The sequence below is a fragment of the Actinomyces denticolens genome (genome assembly GCF_002072185.1).
Classification (GTDB): Bacteria; Actinomycetota; Actinomycetes; order Actinomycetales; family Actinomycetaceae; genus Actinomyces; species Actinomyces denticolens.
Genome location: NZ_MVIW01000018.1, coordinates 14,219 through 32,423, shown reverse-complemented (window position 1 = coordinate 32,423; position 18,205 = coordinate 14,219). Strand labels below are relative to the sequence as shown.

At 72.4% G+C, this 18,205-nt stretch carries 17 protein-coding genes, 3 tRNA genes and 1 pseudogene; 13 read left to right on the top strand and 8 right to left on the bottom strand.

Translation table 11 applies throughout. From position 1 onward, the window contains the following. The first annotated feature begins 5 nt into the window (after positions 1-5). Complete coding sequence (locus tag B1H55_RS06705) at positions 6-776, top strand: metal ABC transporter ATP-binding protein (RefSeq protein ID WP_077240196.1); 771 nt, start codon at positions 6-8, stop codon at positions 774-776. 21 nt (positions 777-797) lie between these two features. On the opposite strand, the gene B1H55_RS06700 is transcribed toward B1H55_RS06705, so the two are convergent. Beyond that, positions 798-2,174, bottom strand: coding sequence for a hypothetical protein (locus tag B1H55_RS06700; RefSeq protein ID WP_077240197.1), 1,377 nt, complete (start codon positions 2,172-2,174; stop codon positions 798-800). Positions 2,175-2,406: 232 nt separating this feature from the next. On the opposite strand from B1H55_RS06700, the gene B1H55_RS06695 reads away from it, so the two are divergent. Continuing rightward, positions 2,407-3,888, top strand: a complete 1,482-nt coding sequence (locus B1H55_RS06695) for an FAD-dependent oxidoreductase (protein ID WP_073451002.1) — start codon at positions 2,407-2,409, stop codon at positions 3,886-3,888. A 253-nt stretch (positions 3,889-4,141) separates the two neighbouring features. Continuing rightward, positions 4,142-5,017 carry a zinc metalloprotease HtpX gene (gene htpX, locus B1H55_RS06690; protein WP_073451003.1) on the top strand — a complete coding sequence of 292 codons (876 nt, stop codon included), beginning with the start codon at positions 4,142-4,144 and terminating at the stop codon, positions 5,015-5,017. A gap of 114 nt (positions 5,018-5,131) precedes the next feature. Here htpX and B1H55_RS12525 read toward each other — a convergent pair whose 3' ends face one another. After that, positions 5,132-6,031, bottom strand: coding sequence for a hypothetical protein (locus tag B1H55_RS12525; protein WP_073451004.1), 900 nt, complete (start codon positions 6,029-6,031; stop codon positions 5,132-5,134). An 82-nt stretch (positions 6,032-6,113) separates the two neighbouring features. Further along, positions 6,114-6,611, bottom strand: coding sequence for a YajQ family cyclic di-GMP-binding protein (locus B1H55_RS06680; RefSeq protein WP_073451005.1), 498 nt, complete (start codon positions 6,609-6,611; stop codon positions 6,114-6,116). A 234-nt stretch (positions 6,612-6,845) separates the two neighbouring features. Here B1H55_RS06680 and B1H55_RS06675 point away from each other — a divergent pair. The 6 genes from B1H55_RS06675 (at position 6,846) to B1H55_RS06650 (ending at position 9,075) form a co-directional block, all read left to right on the top strand. Further along, positions 6,846-6,929 (top strand) — tRNA-Tyr (locus B1H55_RS06675). A gap of 119 nt (positions 6,930-7,048) precedes the next feature. Further along, positions 7,049-7,120 (top strand) — tRNA-Thr (locus B1H55_RS06670). Between the two features lie 41 nt (positions 7,121-7,161). Then, positions 7,162-7,235 (top strand) — tRNA-Met (locus tag B1H55_RS06665). Between the two features lie 60 nt (positions 7,236-7,295). Next, positions 7,296-7,466: a 50S ribosomal protein L33 gene (gene rpmG, locus B1H55_RS06660; protein ID WP_017179009.1), complete on the top strand. Its 171-nt coding sequence runs from the start codon at positions 7,296-7,298 to the stop codon at positions 7,464-7,466. A gap of 27 nt (positions 7,467-7,493) precedes the next feature. After that, a complete protein-coding gene (locus tag B1H55_RS06655) occupies positions 7,494-8,333 on the top strand; it encodes a hotdog family protein (RefSeq protein WP_080461650.1) in 840 nt (279 codons plus the stop codon). 157 nt (positions 8,334-8,490) lie between these two features. Next, entirely contained in the window at positions 8,491-9,075 is a 585-nt protein-coding gene (locus B1H55_RS06650; RefSeq protein WP_077240199.1) for a MarR family winged helix-turn-helix transcriptional regulator, read from the top strand. 29 nt (positions 9,076-9,104) lie between these two features. Here B1H55_RS06650 and B1H55_RS06645 read toward each other — a convergent pair whose 3' ends face one another. After that, the gene (locus B1H55_RS06645; RefSeq protein WP_073451007.1) at positions 9,105-9,794 is read right to left on the bottom strand and encodes a Maf family protein; all 690 of its coding nucleotides are present in this window, start codon (positions 9,792-9,794) and stop codon (positions 9,105-9,107) included. 189 nt (positions 9,795-9,983) lie between these two features. Between B1H55_RS06645 and B1H55_RS06640 the strand changes: the two genes are divergently transcribed. From B1H55_RS06640 to B1H55_RS06625, 4 genes are all read left to right on the top strand, one after another. After that, positions 9,984-10,919 (top strand): biotin--[acetyl-CoA-carboxylase] ligase, encoded by a 936-nt coding sequence (locus B1H55_RS06640; protein ID WP_073451008.1) that lies wholly within the window; start codon positions 9,984-9,986, stop codon positions 10,917-10,919. Between the two features lie 304 nt (positions 10,920-11,223). Further along, positions 11,224-12,237: an adenylate/guanylate cyclase domain-containing protein gene (locus B1H55_RS06635; protein WP_231953025.1), complete on the top strand. Its 1,014-nt coding sequence runs from the start codon at positions 11,224-11,226 to the stop codon at positions 12,235-12,237. Between the two features lie 121 nt (positions 12,238-12,358). Beyond that, positions 12,359-13,024, top strand: coding sequence for a response regulator transcription factor (locus tag B1H55_RS06630; RefSeq protein WP_073451246.1), 666 nt, complete (start codon positions 12,359-12,361; stop codon positions 13,022-13,024). Between the two features lie 24 nt (positions 13,025-13,048). Continuing rightward, positions 13,049-14,128 carry a sensor histidine kinase gene (locus B1H55_RS06625; protein WP_073451009.1) on the top strand — a complete coding sequence of 360 codons (1,080 nt, stop codon included), beginning with the start codon at positions 13,049-13,051 and terminating at the stop codon, positions 14,126-14,128. Between the two features lie 123 nt (positions 14,129-14,251). On the opposite strand, the gene B1H55_RS06620 is transcribed toward B1H55_RS06625, so the two are convergent. The 4 genes and pseudogenes from B1H55_RS06620 to B1H55_RS06605 form a co-directional block, all read right to left on the bottom strand. Continuing rightward, positions 14,252-15,238 carry an aggregation-promoting factor C-terminal-like domain-containing protein gene (locus B1H55_RS06620; RefSeq protein WP_077240200.1) on the bottom strand — a complete coding sequence of 329 codons (987 nt, stop codon included), beginning with the start codon at positions 15,236-15,238 and terminating at the stop codon, positions 14,252-14,254. Positions 15,239-15,483: 245 nt separating this feature from the next. Continuing rightward, positions 15,484-16,119 (bottom strand): annotated as a pseudogene (locus B1H55_RS06615) (VTT domain-containing protein); the annotation flags it as partial. A 203-nt stretch (positions 16,120-16,322) separates the two neighbouring features. Further along, positions 16,323-16,817, bottom strand: a complete 495-nt coding sequence (locus B1H55_RS06610; protein ID WP_096519612.1) for a GtrA family protein — start codon at positions 16,815-16,817, stop codon at positions 16,323-16,325. A gap of 60 nt (positions 16,818-16,877) precedes the next feature. After that, the gene (locus tag B1H55_RS06605; protein ID WP_231952617.1) at positions 16,878-18,203 is read right to left on the bottom strand and encodes a hypothetical protein; all 1,326 of its coding nucleotides are present in this window, start codon (positions 18,201-18,203) and stop codon (positions 16,878-16,880) included. Positions 18,204-18,205: the final 2 nt, after the last annotated feature.

The following is an 18,205-nucleotide window of genomic DNA, read 5'->3' as shown; positions in this document are numbered from 1 at the left end:
GTCGCATGCCTTTCCCCACACCCCGGCGGGACTCAGTGAGCGCGCCCGCGGCCTCCGCCCCCACGTCCTCGGGGCCGGGACCCGCCTCGGCGCCCTTCGCGACCGGCGTCGGCGCCGAGTCGGCGGGCGGCCTCGCCCTGCGCGGCGCCGTTGTGCGCAGGGGCGAGGTGCTCGCCCTCGACGGCGTGAGCCTGGATCTGGTCCCGGGCGAGGTCACCTGCCTCTTCGGCCCCAACGGCTCGGGCAAGTCCACCCTCCTGGCCGCCGTCGCCGGGATTCTGCCGCTTGCGGGCGGCAGCATCGAGCGCCGCCCCACCGACGCGCGAGCGGCCCTCGTGCCCCAGGCCCCGCCGATCCCCGAGCGCATGCCGCTGACGGTCCGCGCCGCCGTCGCCATGGGCTGCTGGGGCAGCACCGGCCTCCTGCGCCCGCTCACGCGCGCCCACAAGCGGCGCGTGGGCGAGGTGATGGAGCTCCTGGGCATCGCCGACCTCGCCGACCGCCAGCTCTCCGCGGTCTCCGGCGGGCAGCGTCAGCGGGTGCTCGTCGCCCAGGCCCTCGTCAGCCGCCCCGCCATCCTGCTCATGGATGAGCCGACCGCCGCCGCCGATGCCCGCTCCACCCGCATCATCCACGACGCCGCCGCCCAGGCCGCCCGGGAGGGCGCCCTCGTGCTCATCGTCAGCCACGACGAGGAGGCCCGGCGGATCGCCGATCGCTGCCTCACCCTCGAGGCCGGCCGCGTCGTCGCCGACGAGCGGGGGACCCCGCGCTGAGGCGCCGCGCCCCTCCGGGGCTCAGCGCCACGCTGTCGCGGCGTGGAAGGACGCCCTCCCGCGGGGGTCCATCGCCCCGATCCCCTCATGCGTCACCTCGAGCGCCCTGGCGGCGCTCGAGGTGAGATCGCCGGGGATGAACGCCGTGGCGAGCTCCTCGCCCGTGCGCAGGTCCGTGAGCACCACCTCCCCGGGGCGCGAGTCGAAGACCGTGTAGAGCACATCGTCGTAGACCGCCAGGCCCGTGGGGACGGCGCCGTCGGCGTTCGGCCAGGTGAAGGTCGGGGTGGGGGAGCCGAGCGCGCGCAGATCGGCGGCCGCCGAGGAGCGGATGACGGAGTAGTCGCCGCAGCGCCAGGCGTCCGGGTGGCTCGCCGCGCCGGGCGGGCCCGCTCCCAGGTCCGAGGTCGAGCCCGTGGCCAGGTCCATGGCCCGCCAGGAGGCCTGGTCCGGCACGGACCAGTAGAGCCATCCGCCCAGCAGATGGGCATCGCGCGTGGCGACCTCCAGGAGGAGGGAGCCATCGGCGGTGGACAGGACGCGGTACGGGGGTGAGGCCGACGAGGAGGCGGCGGAGGGGGGCGCGCCGACCATGACGGCGTCGCCGCTCATGCCCACCAGTGCTGCGGGTCCAGCGCCCTGCGGGTCGGTGAGGACGGTGGAGAGGTCGGAGGTGGAGAGGACCTCGATCCAGCAGGGCCCGGTGGGGCTGTCCGGCGGGGGCGCCAGTACCAGCGCGAGGCGCAGCGCGTCCGAGGAGACGGCCAGGCGCGCCGATCCCTTCGCCGTCGGCGCGCTCGCGGGAAGCGCCAGCTCCCGGGAGGCGAGGATCCGGCCCGAGGCCAACTCGGTCTTGAGGACCGTGGCCGCCCACCGCCCGGTCTGGGGCGGGCCCATCTCCACCGCCGTGGTCAGGCTGTAGGCGCAGGCGCCGCGCGGATCGACGACGGCCACCGCGTCCGAGAGCGCCTGGGTGGCCCCATGGGGGTCGCCTCCGCGCCCGAGCTCGGCGGCGGTCGCCTCCGTGAACCCCAGCGCCCCGCCATCGGCGGTGAGGAGCCTGAGAGCTCCCGTGGACAGATCCGCGTACCACCAGCTCGGGTGGTCGCCGCGGAACACGAAGCGGTCATCCATCGACCACCACAGGCCGGCGTCGGCGAGCATGTCGACGCCCAGTCCCGGGAGAGCGGCGGTGGGGGAGAAGGCGGTCGGGGCGGCACGGCTGGATGAGCCCGGCGATGGCGCCGGGAACGGGCCCGAGAACGGGGCCGCCGAGGAGGCGGTCGCCCCGCCGGGCGGCACCTCGCCCTCGGGGCGCCGGGCGCAGGCCGCCAGGGCGAGGCCCGGCAGGATCGTCGGGGCCCCCAGGGCGGAGAGCAGGAAGGAGCGGCGCTTCATCGCTGGGGCCTCTCAGGGCAGGGTCGGCCGATGCGTTCGCGGTCCCACCCACCCTAGCGGCGATCCGGGACGGCCGGAAGGCGCCCCGGCCGCCTGAGAGGCGTCCATCACCTGGGCCATTGCTGGTGAGGGGGTCCGAAGTATCTAGACTGTGCCCGTCGTCGTCCCAGCCTTCCGTGGCACGCTGAGCCAGGATCGCCCCCAGACCCCCTCACACCAGGAGCCAGACCCAGTGAGCACCCGCCCTCTCTCCGTCGCCGTCATCGGGGCAGGCCCCGCGGGCATCTACGCCTCGGACATCCTGTCCAAGTCCGGTCTCGATGTGAACATCGACCTCTTCGAGCGGCTCCCCGCCCCCTACGGCCTGGTGCGCTACGGCGTCGCCCCCGACCACCCCCGCATCAAGCAGATCATCGTCGCGCTGTACAAGATCCTCCAGCGCGGGGACATCCGCCTCATCGGGAATGTCGAGGTCGGTCGCGATATCACGGTCGACGAGCTGCGCGAGCACTACGACGCCCTCATCTTCTCCACCGGCGCCGACACCGACGCCCCCCTGCGCATCCCCGGGGCCGACGCCCCCGAGTGCCACGGCGGCGCCGACTTCGTCTCCTGGTACGACGGCCACCCCGACCACCCCCGCACCTGGGACCTGAGCGCCAAGGAGGTCGCCGTCATCGGCGTGGGCAACGTGGGTCTCGACATCGCCCGAGTCCTGGCCAAGCACGCCGAGGACCTCATGGTCACCGAGGTCCCCGCCAACGTCGCCGCCGAGCTGCGCCGCTCCCCGGTCACCGACGTGCACGTCTTCGGGCGCCGCGGCCCCGCCCAGGTCAAGTTCACCCCGCTGGAGCTGCGCGAGCTCGGCAAGCAGCCCGACGTCGACGTCCTCGTCGACGAGGAGGACTTCGAGTACGACGAGGGCTCGCAGGCGGCGCTCGCCGCCTCCAACCAGCAGCGCCAGGTGGTCAAGGCCCTCGAGGGCTACGCCATGGCCGAGCCGGAGGACCTCACCGCCTCCCACCGCATCCACATCCACCTGTTCTCCGCCCCCAGCGAGGTCCTCACCGATGAGGATGGCCATGTGCGCGGCCTGCGAGTCGAGCGCACGCGCCTGACCGGCGACGGGAGCGTGGAGGGCACGGGGGAGTTCCGGGACTTCCCCGTCCAGGCCGTCTACCGGGCGATCGGTTACGCCGGCAGTCCCATCGAGGGCCTGCCCTTCGACGCCGAGCGCCATGTGCTGCCCAACGCCGGGGGCAGGGTCCTGGGCGAGGGCGGCGAGCCGCTGACCGGCATCTACGCCACCGGCTGGATCCGCCGGGGCCCCGTGGGGCTCATCGGCTCGACCAAGTCCGATGCCCAGGAGACCGTCTCCAACCTCGTGGCCGACGCCCAGGCGGGTCTGCTCCACGCCACCACCGCCGATGAGAACCAGGTCGGGCACGACGCCGTCATGCTCCTGCTCAACAAGCGCGGCGTTCCCTTCACCACCTGGGACGGCTGGGAGCTCCTCGACGCCTACGAGCGCGGTCTGGGCGAGGCCTACGGCGAGGTGACGGTCAGCAGCGGGGAGTCCAGGCCCCGTGAGCGCGTCAAGGTGGTCTCCCGCGAGGCCATGACCGCGGTTTCGCGCGGCACCGAGATCCCCGCCGACCTCATCGGGGCCCCCGACCCCTCCCGCGTCCCGGAGCGCGTCGCTCACCGGCTCTGAGGAGAGCGGGGGAGGGGAGGCCGGGAGGTCCGGGGGACTGCCCGGGCTGCCTCGCCGCCCCTCATCCCGCCCGAGTTCTCGCGTCTGCGGCCCTCGTGCTCCATATACCGTCTCAGCCCGCATTTGCGCCCTCATCCTCGTAGTTCGAGGGCGCAAATGCGGGCCGAGACGGTTTCTGCGGACCGAGCTCGGGGCGGGGCCGACCGGGGCCGGCGCACAGGGCGCGCACAGACTCCTCGGCTACCCTGGCGGCATGTCGGCGATCTACCGAGGCACCAACCACCACAACGGCCTGAAGACCACCGCCCTGCTCGGCGGCATGTGGGGCCTACTCATCCTCATCGGCTACCTGCTCACCCGGGGGACCGGCTCCTCGATCTTCCTGTTCATCATGCCACTCATCGGTGTGGCCCAGACCGCGTACACCTACTGGAACTCGGACAAGCTCGCCGTGCGCTCCATGGGCGCCATCGAGGTCACCGCCGCCCAGGAGCCCGTCATGCACAAGGTGGTCGCCGAGCTGTCGGCGGCCTCGGGCCAGCCCATGCCGCGCCTCTACATGGCGCCGACGATGAGCCCCAACGCCTTCGCCACCGGTCGCAACCCCGCCAACGCCGCCGTGTGCTGCACGCGGGGCATCCTCCAGCTCCTGGACGAGCGCGAACTGCGCGGCGTGCTGGGCCACGAGCTCTCCCACGTCTACAACCGCGACATCCTCACCGGCTCCATCGCCGCCGGCATCGCCGGGGTGATCTCCTCCCTGGGCACCATGGCCCTGTGGTTCGGCGCCGGGCGCGACCGCCGCGAGGGCAACGGCCTGGCCGTCCTCCTCCTGGCGCTCCTCGCCCCGCTGGCCGCCACCGTCACCCAGTTCGCGATCTCGCGCACCCGCGAGTACGACGCCGACCACGACGGCGCGGTCCTCACCAACGACCCGCTCGCCCTGGCCAGCGCCCTTCGCAAGCTCGACGGCGGCATCGCGGCCGCCCCCATGGCCCGGGACCCGCGCATGGAGCCGGTGAGCTCGATGATGATCGCCAACCCCTTCGGCCGCGTCAAGAACCTCTTCGCCACCCACCCCCCGATGGCCGATCGCATTCGCCGCCTGGAGCAGATGGCCGGGTACTGACCGCGCCCAGCGCGGGATCCCGCTGGGCCACGAGAGCCGGAGGACGAGAAGCGGGAGGGGATCAGTCCCCTCCCGCTTCTCATCGGGCCCATCGTCGGGCGGCGCCCCGGTCGGTCAGGCGCCCTGGCTCAGGCACAGGACGGCGTCGTAGGACGACGGCGTGTCCGTCTGGAAACCCGTCAGGCTGGTGCCGCCGAGGTTCCACGAGTAGACGGCGGTGGTGCCGGTCGAGCCCGCCGCCACGCACTGGTCGATGATGTACTGCGTGCGCACGTCCTCCAGGGTCGGTGCAGGGCCGGGGTTGCTCACATCGATGGTGGGAATGGCGATCGTCGGCACGCCGGAGACCCCGGGCAGCGTCCCCTCAACGCGCAGCGCTCCGGTCGTGGAGCAATCCGTCTTGCGCACGGAGGGGTTCGAGGAGTCGGTGTCATCCGCGGCGACGCAGTCGCCGGCCTTGGCGTCGTTGACGGACTCCTCCACGGGGATCCCAGTGCTCAGGTCGTTGTAGCAGGTGGAGTCGTCGAAGTAGTCGCCGCCGGGCGTGGTCGCGCAGGCCTCCTTCGTGGTGGAGGCGGCCACCACCTTGAACGCGGCGCCGGCATCGTCGCAGGCCACGATGGTCGCGCTGGGACTGGTGAGGGAGTCGATGCAGTCCCCCACCGCGGCCTTCGAGGCCTTGTCGCCCAGCTTGCCGCCGGACGAGTCAGCCCCCGTGCTCGCCGATGAGCCGCCTGCCGCGGAGTCGGAAGAGTCGCCGGAGTCCTTGTAGGCGGCGAGGATCCCACCGGTGACGAGGAGGCTGAGGACGGCGAGCCCCGCGATGAGGGCGATGATGCCTTTCCTCTTGGTCGATGGGGGCGTTGGCGGCGCCTGCCCGGGCGCCGGGTACTGCCCGCCCATGCCGTAGGCGGGCGGGCCGCCGGCAGGGGCGCCCATCGGCGTCGAAGGGCCAGTGGGGGAGGCGGGAGCGGCGTCGTACTGGATATTCGGGTCGTAAGGCCCGGTGCTCATAGGATCTCCTCGGGGATCTAGGGTCACGGTGAGATCACGATAGCAACGGCGCGCGCTCCGGCGACGCGACCGCCCGCCGGGCTCAGCGGTAGTTGACGAACTGCAGGGCCGCGTCGACGTCGAGGCCCTTGAGCAGGGCGATGACAGCCTGCAGATCATCGCGTGACTTCGAGGAGACCCGGACCTCGTCCCCCTGGATCGTGGCCTTGACTCCCCTGGGCCCCTCATCCCGGATCGCCTTCGTGATCCGCTTGGCGATCTCCTGGCTGATGCCCTCCTTGAGCGGGCATGCCAGGCGGTAGAGCTTCCCCGAGGGCCTGGGCTCGCGGTCGCCCAGGTCGAGCGCCTTGAGGGAGACGCCCCTGCGGAACAGCTTGGACTGCAGCACGTCGAGGATCGCCAGCACGCGCTCGGCGGAGTTGGCCTCCATGGTGATGACGTCTCCGGCCAGGGCGACGGAGGCGTCGACGCCGCGGAAGTCGTAGCGCTGGGCGATCTCCTTGGCGGTCTGATTGACAGCGTTGTCGACCTCCTGGCGGTCGAGCTTGGAGACGACGTCGAAGGAGGAGTCTGAGGCCATGGCCTTCCCTTTCCACTCGTGAGATCTGCTCGTGGGTGCTTGCGGGCATCCGGGTCGGAGCGCTCGAGGGCGCCGCGGCCCGACGGTGGGCGCCATCCTCCCCGGCGCCGCTCGGCCCTGCTGAGGGCCGTGTGAGCAGGGTCCTAGGGGTGGGATTGGCGCGCTCCGCCGTCGGCTTGTTATTCTTCCACGGCACCGCGCGATGAGTCCGCTGGACTCGGCGATGCGGAGCATGGCGGGTTGCCCGAGCGGCCAATGGGAGCTGACTGTAAATCAGCCGCGCAAGCTACGGGGGTTCGAATCCCTCACCCGCCACCATGATCGGAGGGCCCTCGCGCCCGAGGATCAGCGCCCCCGGTGGGGCGGTCCGCAGTGAGCGAGTCCACGCGGAGCCGGATTGCCCAGGCATGATGGTTCCGCTTAGGATTCCGCTCGTTGCCTCGATAGCTCAGTGGTAGAGCACTTCCTTGGTAAGGAAGAGGTCACGAGTTCAATCCTCGTTCGAGGCTCTGATGCAGCGGGGGCCGGTTCGGCCCCCTACGCATGACATGGCGAGGTAGCTCAGCTGGTTAGAGCGCACGACTCATAATCGTGAGGTCGAGGGTTCGAGTCCCTCCCCCGCTACGCAAGGTTCGAGCACATCGCCGCCCCGGGCTGCTCGAGGATCAATCAGAGGAGAGACACGTGGCCTCCAAGACCGCTGACGTGCGTCCCAAGATCACTCTGGCTTGCTCGGAGTGCAAGGAGCGCAACTACATCACCAAGAAGAACCGCCGCAACACCCCCGATCGCCTCGCGATCTCCAAGTTCTGCGCGCGCTGCGGCAAGCACACGGAGCACCGCGAGACCCGCTGAGCCCCGCGCCCCGGATACGATCCGGGTATGAGCGCGCCGAGCCCCACCAGCCCCGAGCCGGTGGGGCTTCGTCGTGCCCGGCAGGCGCTCGAGCGGATCCTGACCCGCGCAGGCGCCGCGGCCCCCGAGGCGGCGGCCCGTTCCGGCGCCGAGGCCGTCGCCCCGGCGCTGGAGGCCCTGGAACTGGTCCGCGAGGAGGTCGCCCCCTGGGAGGGCCTCATCCACCGGGGCTGCCGCATCGCCCCGGCACCCGGAAGCGCCGCCCATCCAGCCCCGCTTCGCCTGAGGAGGCTCATCCGAGGCGGTTGGGAGCTCATCGGGGCCACCGCCGAGGTCGGCGCCGGCCCCGCCGCACCCGCCCCATCGTCGGCCCCGCTCCTCCAGGTCCGCCACGACCTGGCCCGGCGCCTCGTCGCCGCGGTGGGCCCCGGCGTCCCTGACGAACCCGCGGGCACGGTCCGCGCCTCCGGCGCGCTCCGCCCCGCCAGTGCCGCCGCAGGGCTCGGTCCGGCCGACGCAGTCGGCACGACCGCTGGCCGTCGGCTCCTACTGACCGGGGAGGATGCCGCCGCCTGGGCGGAGGCCACCGGTGATGACAACCCGGTCCACCTCATCCCGGGCGCTGCCCGCCGGGCGGGTCTGGAGGCGGGGGAGGGCGATGTCGTCGTCCACGGGCTCCTCCTGGCCGCGCTCAGCCTCAGCATCGTTCCCGCGCGCCCCGGGCGAGGGGGACTCTCCCTGCTCTTCCCATCGGCCCTCGCCATCGGGCGGGCCGGGGCGGGCCTCGTCGTCGATGAGGGCGGCTCCTGCTCCTCCACCGCTGACGGCAGGACGGCTCTGCGGCGGCGGAGCACGATCGAGGCCTGATCCCCGCGAGAACGTGGGCTCGGTCATGCTCGCTGGAAATCCCGTCCCGATTGTTCAATACTGAACGACATCTTGTGGGCCGATCGACGATCGGGAGGTCACGGGATCAATGGCGCGGCAGCGCCCGGCATCACGGCGCATCGCGGAGAGGAACGATATGCCCGGGAAGGACGGAGCGGCGCTCGCGGAGCAGGCCGAGCCCACCTGTGGGCGGGCCCCCACACCCACGGCCCCCTCCTGCGGGCAGACCCCTGCGGGCGAGCTCGCCATACGAGCGGTCAGTGGTTGCGGGGCCGCGGAATCGCACAGGCTCGATGCCCTCGAGATGCGCGCCTGGCGCGCCTTCCTCCACACCGCCACCGCCGTGACCGGCGTGCTCAACCACGAGCTCGAGACGAGCGTCGGCCTGTCCCTGCACGAGTACGAGATCCTCGTGCGCCTCGACGAGGCCACCGGCAGGGAGCTGCGGATGTCGAGCCTCGCCGAGATGATCGGGCACTCCCGCTCCCGCCTCACCCACACGGTCACCCGCCTGGAGAAGGAGGGCTTCGTGGAGCGCCGCTCCTGCCCCTCCGACAAGCGCGGCGTCAACTGCGCGCTCACCGACTCCGGCCTCGCCTTCCTCCGCTCAGCGGCGCCCCTGCATCTCGACGGCGTCCGCAGGCACGTCATCGACCGCCTCGGGCGCGGGGACCTCGAGGCGCTCGCCGAGATCATGTCCCGGCTCAATCCCGCGGACTGAGGCCGGCCGACTCCCGGCCCCCGTCTGGCTCAGGCCCACAGGTCAGTCCAGTTCACGCCCAGTTCGGCCAGGAGCCTGCGCAGCAGGGGCAGCGAGATGCCGACGACGCCGTGCGGGTCGCCCTCGATCCCCTCGATGAAGGCGCCGCCCAGTCCGTCGATCGTGAAGGCCCCGGCGCACCACAGCGGCTCCCCGGTGGCGATGTAGGCGTCGATCTCCGCCTCACTGGGCTCGCCGAAGTGGACGATCGCCGATGAGACGCCCTCCGCCCTCGCCCCATCCGCCGGGCGCACCAGGGCGTGCCCGGTGCGCAGCACGCCCGTGCGCCCCCGCATCGCCAGCCAGCGCTCGCGGGCCGCCTCGGGCGCGCGGGGCTTGCCGACCACGGCGCCGTCGATCTCCAGCATCGAGTCGCATCCGACGACGATGGGCGCCCCGGCCCGTCCTCCGGGTCCCGTCGGACCCGTCCGCTGGTCCGCGGCATCGGCAGGGCCATCAGGGCCGGCGATCGCGTCGGCGACGTCGAGCGCCTTGGCCCGGGCCAGGGCGAGCACCTGCTCGGCGGGGGAGGGGGCCGGCCCGCCGGCGGCGGCGCGCCGCTCGGCGAGAGCGGCGAGGACCGCGCCCTCGTCGACCGAGGAGACCTCGACCCGGGGCTCGATGCCCGCGGCGCGGAGGGTGGCCAGACGGCCCGTGGACTTCGAGGCGAGAATGATCACCGTCCCAGACTACCCACAGCGATCCGAGGCCACTCGGCGCCCCCGTGGGAAGCGCGGACCCGGCGGAAACCCGCCGTCGGGGCGCTCAGGACCGCTGGGGCCGCCGGGGCCGGTGGGCGCCTCAGGTGACTCGCGGGGGCGCCGGCCGCCACTGGGGCGCCCCGCCGGCTCGCGGGTAGCCTGCGCCCTATGAGCGCCACGACTCCACCGCGGCTGGTGACCGTCGACGCCACCGGCTCGACCAATGAGGATCTCCGCCGGGCCCTCGCCCCCGCCGGTCGACTCGATGCCGCCGCCGCCGAGCGCTGGCCCCACGGATCCGCGCTGCGGGCGCTCGCCCAGACCGCCGGGCGCGGCAGGAGCGGGCGCGACTGGGTGACCCCGCCCGGCGGCGCCCTGACCGTCTCCTTCGTCCTGCGGCCCCTCGTGCCCGCCGACCGCCTCGGCTGGCTCCCACTGCTGGCGGGCCTGGCCGTGCGCGACGCCCTCGCCCCCGCCCTGGAAGGACTGCCCTGGCGCGCTCGCACGAAATGGCCCAACGACATCGTCGTCGAGCCCTCCGGACCCGCGGCCGACGGCGGGCCCGGCACTGGCCGCGGTGAGGTGCCCGGCTGGGGGCGCGCCCGCAAGATCGCCGGAATCCTCGCCGAGCTCATCCCCGCACCCGGTAACCGGACCGTGGCGCGTCCCCCCGCCACTCGGGGGGACGCCCCCGCCGTCATCCTGGGCATCGGCGTCAACGTCGGCCAATCGCCGGGCGAGCTGCCCGTGCCCTGGGCCGCCTCGCTGCGGTGCCTGGGGGCGGGAGGGGACTGGCAGGATCCCGCCACCGTGCTGGACGCCGTTGCCCCGCGCCTGCTCGGGCTCCTGGACGACTGGGAGGCCGCTCACGGCGACCCGGACCGCGCCCCGACCCCCACCGGCTCGCTCGGCCAGGACCTGCGAGAGGCCTGCGCGACCCTCGGGGCCCATGTCCGTGTGAGCGCTCCGGGCGGCGATGTCACGGGGACGGCCGTCGGCCTCGAGCCCGAGCTCCGGCTGCGGCCCGACGACGGCGGCCCGGAGAGGCTCATCATGGCCGGGGACGCGCGCGTTCGCGCCTCGGAGGCGCCCGGGCATACGTGATCCGCGTGCGGCGTGCAAGTCCTTGCACTATTTTGCACGGGCTTCTCGGGATGACAGGACATCTGATATCGCCCTGACGAACTCCTGTGACCTGCGCTACCCTATCCGGGTGAATCAGCCAGAGACGCCGTCGGCGCAGAGAGAGGGGCTCGGGGCCGGGGACCGCATTCCTGGCCCCCGGGCGGCGGGCGAGTCCCCTCCCGCGCCAGAGGACCCCGCCTTCATACCCGGGGACGGGATCGCGCGGAGCGCGGGTCGTCCCGGCGGTGCGGCGGGATCGGCCGCCGACTGCGCGACGGTCGACATCCGCTCCCGACTCCTGCTCGGGGGCGGTCCCGACCTGACACTCCCCCAGCTCGCCGGCGCGGCCGAGGTCTCCCCGCTCTTCGCGCGCGGCTTCTGGCGGGCCATGGGCTTCGCGGACGTGGATGACGACGAGGCCCGCTTCACCCAACAGGACGCCGACGCCCTGCGCGCCATCGCCGACCTCATCGACTCCGAGGAGGACCGCCATCCCGGCCCCGACGGCCCCGGCGGCCTGTCCACCTCGGCGATCCTCGAGCTGCTCCGCGCCCAGTCGTACACCATGGACCGGCTCGTCCTGTGGCAGCTCGAGACCCTCGTGGCGGACGTCGGCCAGCGCCTCGGCCTGGACGACACCTCCGCCAGGCTCGTCGTCCTCGATCACATCAACGAGCTCACCGACCCCCTGACCAACCAGCTCATCTACGTGTGGCGCCGCCATCTCGCCTCGCTCCTGGACCGCACCGACGCCGAGATCGCCCGGCGGGGCGTCGAGCGCGTGGGCCCGGACTACTACCCGCTCGTGCGATCCCTGGGCTTCGTCGACATCGTCTCCTTCACCCAGCGCGCCCAGACGATGAGCCGCATGGAGCTGTCCACCATGCTCGACGACTTCGAGACCACGGCCCGCGACGTCATCACCTCGCGGGGGGCCAGGGTCGTCAAGACCATCGGGGACGCCGTCATGTACATCTCCGACGACCTGACCATCGCCGCCGACGTCGTCACCTCCCTCGTCGACGAGCTCCAGTCCGGGCTCGACGAGATCCTCGTGCGCGCCAGCCTCGTCGAGGGGCGCGTCGTCTCCCGCTCCGGCGACGTCTTCGGCCCGCCCGTCAACCTCGCCTCCCGCCTCGTCGACACCGCCGAGCCCGGGGGCATCCGCATGGACCAGGCCACCGCTCGCGCGCTCATGGCCAGCCCCGTCGCCCTGCGGTACCGGGTGCGCCAGTGCCACGACGTCGTCGCCAAGGGCATGGGCAACGTCACTCCCTGGTCGCTCGAGCGCGCCTGAGCGCTCGAGCGACGACGATCAGGCCGTCATCCCGCGCGGGGCCGCGGATCGGGGCACGGCGGCGCCGCGCGCCGGAGCAGCGCCAATGCCGCCCCCGGGCAACTCCGCTAGTATCGGAATCGTGACAACCGTGCTTCTCGTCGAGGACGACCCCGCCATCTCCGAGCCCCTCGCCCGCGCCTTCGGCCGCGAGGGCTACGAGGTCCGCGCCCACGGCACCGGCAAGGGCGCCCTGGAGGAGATCGGTGAGGCCGACATCCTCGTGCTCGATCTCGGTCTGCCGGACATGGACGGTCTCGACGTCGCGCGGACCGTGCGCGCGCAGGGCCTGACCATCCCCATCCTCATGCTCACCGCCCGCAGCGAGGACACCGACCACGTCGTCGGCCTCGACGCCGGCGCCGACGACTACGTCACCAAGCCCTTCCGCCTGGCCGAGCTCCTCGCCCGCGTGCGGGCCCAGGTCCGCCGCGCCTCCGGCGAGGCCGCCGTCGACCAGCTCTCCCACGGCGACATCCGCGTCGACGTCGCCGCTCACCGCGCCTTCGTGGGCAGCCGCGAGTTGCAGCTGACCGTCCGCGAGTTCGAGTTCCTGCGCGTCCTCGTGCGCGGCGCCGGCGCCGTCGTCGACAGCGATGACATCCTGCGCGAGGTCTGGGGCGAGGACCCCACCGGTTCGGAGTCGACGCTCGGCATGCACGCCACCTGGCTGCGCCGCAAGCTCGGCGACGACGTCGACGCCCCCACGATCCTCCTGGCCGAGGGCGCGGGCTACCGCCTCTCCTGAGGCCGCCTCCGACCAGGGGACCCGATGCGACGCCGCACCCTCCAGATGACGATGGCGGCGGTGCTCGTCGCCGTCGTCCTCCTGGGGGTCCCCCTGGGCGCGGCGACGATCTTCTACGCCGCGCGCTCCGCGCCGGACGATCACGAGCGCTGGAGGACAGTCCTCTCCGTCGTCTCCGTGGGCACCGCCCTGGCGATCGTGGCCCTGGTCGCCGCGTCCGTCGTCGCCTTGAAGGTCTCGCGGCGCATCTCCGCCCCGCTCATCTACCTGGCGGCCGAGGCCGAGCAGCTGGGCAGCGGTCAGGTGCGTCCCCGCGTGCGCGTCTCCGGGATCGAGGAGATCGACCTCGTTCAGGCCGAGCTCGTGCGCTCCGCCGAGCGCGTGGCCGGCAGACTCGCGGCCGAGAGGCAATTCGCCTCCGATGCCTCCCACCAGCTGCGCACGCCGCTGACCTCCCTGAGCCTGCGCCTGGAGGAGATCGAGCTCATCGCCGACGACGAGGAGGTGCGCGCCGGCGCCCACGCCTGCCTGGAGCAGGTGGAGAGGCTGACGGGCGTTGTCGACGACCTCCTCAAGGTCTCGCGGCGCAGCGGTGGCGGGACCACGGAGGCCCTCCACCTCGGCGAGCTCTTCGAGCAGCAGCGCGAGGAATGGGGACCGGCCTTCGCCGAGGCCGGGCGTGAGCTCGTCCTGACCGACGACGTCGGTCAGCCCGCCCTGGCCAGCCCGGGGTCACTCGCCCAGGTCCTGGCCACCATCATTGAGAACTCCCTGCGCTACGGGGCGGGGACGACGACCGTCTCCGTGCGCAGCGCGAACGGCGGGCACGGCGTCTTCATCGACATCGCCGACGAGGGCGAGGGCGTCGACGACGAGCTCGCGCCCCACATCTTCGAGCGCTCCGTATCCGGGCACGGCTCCACCGGCGTGGGGTTGGCGCTGGCCAAGGACCTCGTGGAGGCCGACGGGGGGCGCATCGAGCTCACCGCGCGCCGCCCGCCGGTCTTCTCCGTGCTCCTGGCCGCCGTGCCGCGCTCCCTCGATCCGAACACGGTCCTCCCGCAGGGGGCGATCGTCAACGTCGGTCGCCGCCGCCGCTTCTGACGCGTCCATTCATCGCCCTCCCCTCCTATGTGCGAGACCGGTCGAAAACGTCATCGAAACCGGTTCGGCAACCGGTTTCGATGACGTTTTCGACCGGTCTCGGCGAAAGGGCGTGGGCGCGGGTCAGTACCAGCCCTGGGACTGGAAGCTCGACCAGGCCGAGCAGGGGCTGCCATAGCGGTCCTGGATGTATCCCAGGCCCCAGTTGATCTGGGTGGCGGGGTTGGTCGCCCAGTCCGAGCCGGCCGAGGCCATCTTGCTGCCGGGCAGGGCCTGCGGGATGCCGTAGGCGCCCGAGGCGTTGGAGGCCTGGTAGTTCCAGCCGGACTCGCGATCCCACAGGCTCACCAGGCAGGAGTACTCATTGGAGTCCCAGCCCCAGGCGCTCATCTGGCCGCTTGCGTAGGCCTTCGCCTCGGAGGCTGAGGTGCCCGAGGAGCCGGCAGTGCCCGCCACCGGCTCGCTGGCGATCATCCGCCCCGACGACGGGTCGAGGTGGTACCAGGTGGAGCCGTCCACGATCCAGCCGGTGAGCATCTGCCCCGAGCCGTTGAAGTAGTACCAGGAACCCAGGTGGTTCGCCCAGCCGATGGCCATGCGCCCGCTGTTCCCCAGGAAGTACCAGGAGTCCCCCTCGAGGAGCCACCCCATCGCGGCCTGGCCATTGTCGGCCAGGTAGTACCAGGAGCCGCCGATAAGATTCCAGCCCACCGTCATGGCGCCCTCGTCGCCCAGGAAGTACCAGGCGCCGTCGATCCAGTTCCAGTCGGTGGCCATCCGGCCCTCGGCGTCGAAGTAGTACCAGTCTCCGCCGACGACGGCCCATCCGGTCACGAGTGCGCCGTCGTCATCGAGGTAGAACCAGGAGCCGCCCGTGTGCAGCCAGCCCGTGATGGGCAGGCCGTCAGCGGGGTTGATGTAGGACCAGGACCCGGCCGGGGACAGGACCCAGCCGATGCTCCCAGCGGTGTTCCCCCCATCGGCGGGGGCGACGGCGGTCTGGGCGGCGGGTGCGGCGGCCGGCGAGGCGAGAGCCGCCGGCGCGGTCAGCGCGAGCCCCGTGAGAAGAATCGCGGAGCCGAGCGCGGAGATCGGTCGGTGCAGGTTCATGAGTACTTCGTGGATGGTCGTGACCGGACAGTGGCACTGCCGGGTCGGTGCGGTGGAGCGAGTCTGATCGCCGGGGCGAGCCGACCCGCCCCCGATCAGTGCCCCGGGCCGGTGCCCGGGGTGCTCCGAGCCGCCGGGGCGCTCTGCGCGCCGACGGCGTTCGCGGTGGCCAGGGCGGGCTCGGTGGGGCCGTCGGCGCCCGGGACCTCGCCGGTGGTCGGCGCGGCGTCGGGTTCGCCGGCACCGGTCTTCTTGCGGCGTCCGGCCAGCGCGTGGAGGATCATGGGCACCACGGAGACGAAGACGATGACGAGGATCATCGCGTCGATGTTCTTCTGGATCCACTCGATGGAGCCCAGGAAGTAGCCGAGCCAGGTGATGCCGAAGGCCCAGAAGGTGGCGCCGATGACGTTGAAGGTGACGAAGTGCCGGTAGTGCATCCGCCCGACGCCGGCCATCACCGGGGTGAAGGTGCGCACGATCGGCACGAACTGCGCCAGGGTGACGGCCTTGCCCCCATGGCGCTCGAAGAAATCGCTCGTGCGCTCCACGTACTCCTGCTTGAAGAGACGGGAGTTCGGGCGGTTGAAGATCCTCGGGCCGGCCTTGCGCCCGATGAGGTACCCGGTCTGGTTGCCGGTGATGGCCGCCAGCCACATCAGCGGGGCGGCCACCCAGATGTGCACGCCCACAACGCCGGTGGCCACGAAGAGCCCGAGGGTGAACAGAAGGGAGTCACCGGGCAGGAAGAAGCCGACGAGCAGGCCCGTCTCGGCGAAGATGACGAGCATGACGCCGACGATCGCCCAGGGGCCGAACCAGGAGACGATCTGGGTGATCATCTCCCCGGCGTCGAGCCATTTGGGGCCGAGGGCGGGCATCGGGGCCGCAGGGACGACGGCGTTGAGCGCGGCGAGAGCCGTGAGGGAAGCAGTCACGCGGCAAGGCTAGGGAGAGGAGCGCTGTGCTGGCCGTGAGCCTTCCCTCATCCCCGATGTGGTATCCGGCACGATCCCGCTCGAAGTGCCCTGCCACCTCGTGGACCGCCAGGCTCCTCGGATCACTCCGCCGGGTCGGAGGGGACTCAGCCCTCGTCGCCTCCGGGACCCGTGGCGCCCGCGGGATTCTCAGCGCCGGAGGCGTCACTTGAGCCGGTGAAGACGATGTAGTGGTAGAAGAGGAAGCGGAAGGCGGTGCCCAGTCCGAATCCGACGACGTAGGCGGCGATATTGTCCGCGAGCGGCCCGGTCAGCCCTAGGACGTGATGGGTGAACAGCAGGCAGAACTGGGTGATGACCAGTCCGCCGATATTCGCCAGGGCGAAGAGGACCCCCTCGTGCCAGGTGTTGTCCCGCGTTCGGCCCCGGTAGGTCCAGTAACGGTTCGCCACCCAGGAGAAGATCGTGGCGACCGTCGCGCTCAGGACGTTCGCGGAGTTCGGGTGGCCCGACAGGAAACCGGTGGGACCGTGCTGGACGAGGTTGAACAGGCCGGAGTCGATCACGTAGGCGAGCGCGCCGACGACCCCGAACTGCAGGAACTCATGAACCCAGGCGCGGATCCGGCTGGAGAGGCTCATCGGCTCCGCCGCGGCGGTCAAGGTCGCGCTGTCGTTCACGGGGAGATGTTAAGCCACTGATCAGGGCACCCAGGTGATCGTGGATGATAGATCCCACACCCAGCTGATCCAGAAGGCCTGGGCCATCACCCCCGCGACCACCATCGTCCATCGGCCCCGGCGTCCCACGCCGGCGGCGGCCGCCCAGGCCAGCGGGGCCAGGGGCAGCAGGATGCGCAGGAGCGAGGTCGTCGGGTCGAAGAAGGCCAGGAGGTAGAGCGCGTAGGCCGCGCACCAGCACCAGGCGGCCGGGCCGAGTGAGCGCGCCGCCCGCGAGCCCAGCCCCAGTGCCGCCAGGGCCAGAACGCAGATCACGAGCAGCCAGCCCAGGTGCTCGCCGACCCACCACTGCCCGCGATCCAGCCACGGCAGGAACGGTTCCAGCTCGCCCCCGCGCCACGAGGTCTCCGTGGCGGTGTAGGCGTCCACGCGGCCCGTCGCCATCCACGCGGCAACCGGCCACACGAGAGCGCTCACCACCGCCACCGCGGTGAGGCCCCCCAGTCCCGCGCGCCCGCGGCCGTCCAGTGGGACCCACCCCGACCCCAGGCGCCGCGCCCAGATCCCAGCCCGGTCGTCGTCGTTGCCATCGCCGACGCCGTCGCGATGCCCCTCGTGCCCGCGCGCCACCACCAGTTCCCACAACCACCACAGCCCCAGGGCGAGCGCCAGGGGAAGGCCGATCGGCCGGGCCACGGACCCCACCATGATGAGCAGCGCGGAGGCGGCGAAGCGCCCGCGCTCGGCCGCCATGAGCGCGCCTGCGACCAGCAGCAGCCCCAGGGATTCGGCATAGGGGACCTGGAGGACGGCGGCGCACATGGAGGTCCACGTCAGCGCCACCCCCCACAGCGAGGGGACCTCGCCGACCCGCGGTGCCAGCCACCGATCCATGACCACGGCGCCCGCCCCCGATGCGGCGATCGCCACGATGGCCGCCGCCGGGTAGAAGGGCAGGCCCAACCAGGTCAGGGGGGTGGCCAGCAGGGGGAGCAGCGGCATGAACGCCCAGGAGTTCTGCGCGATGGCGCCCCCATCCCCCTCGGGCAGGACGGCCGGGTAGCCCTCGCGGAAGATGCGCTCGTACCAGCCCGCGTCCCAGAAGGACATGTGCTCGCTCCACGACGGGGCGGGTCCCGCCCACGGCGTGGCCGGCGCGTCCTGCGCCCCGAGCCTGAGCATGAGGAGAGTGAGGAGGCTCGCCGCGCCCCAGACCGCCAGGACCCGCAGGGAGCGGGGCAGGTGCCGCGGGCTCTGGGCGGCGCGGGAGGCGGAGGGGTCCGCGGGCGAGGACCCGGCCTGGTCGGACCGGGGAATCGGCCTCCCCGGGGAATGGATGTCAGACACGA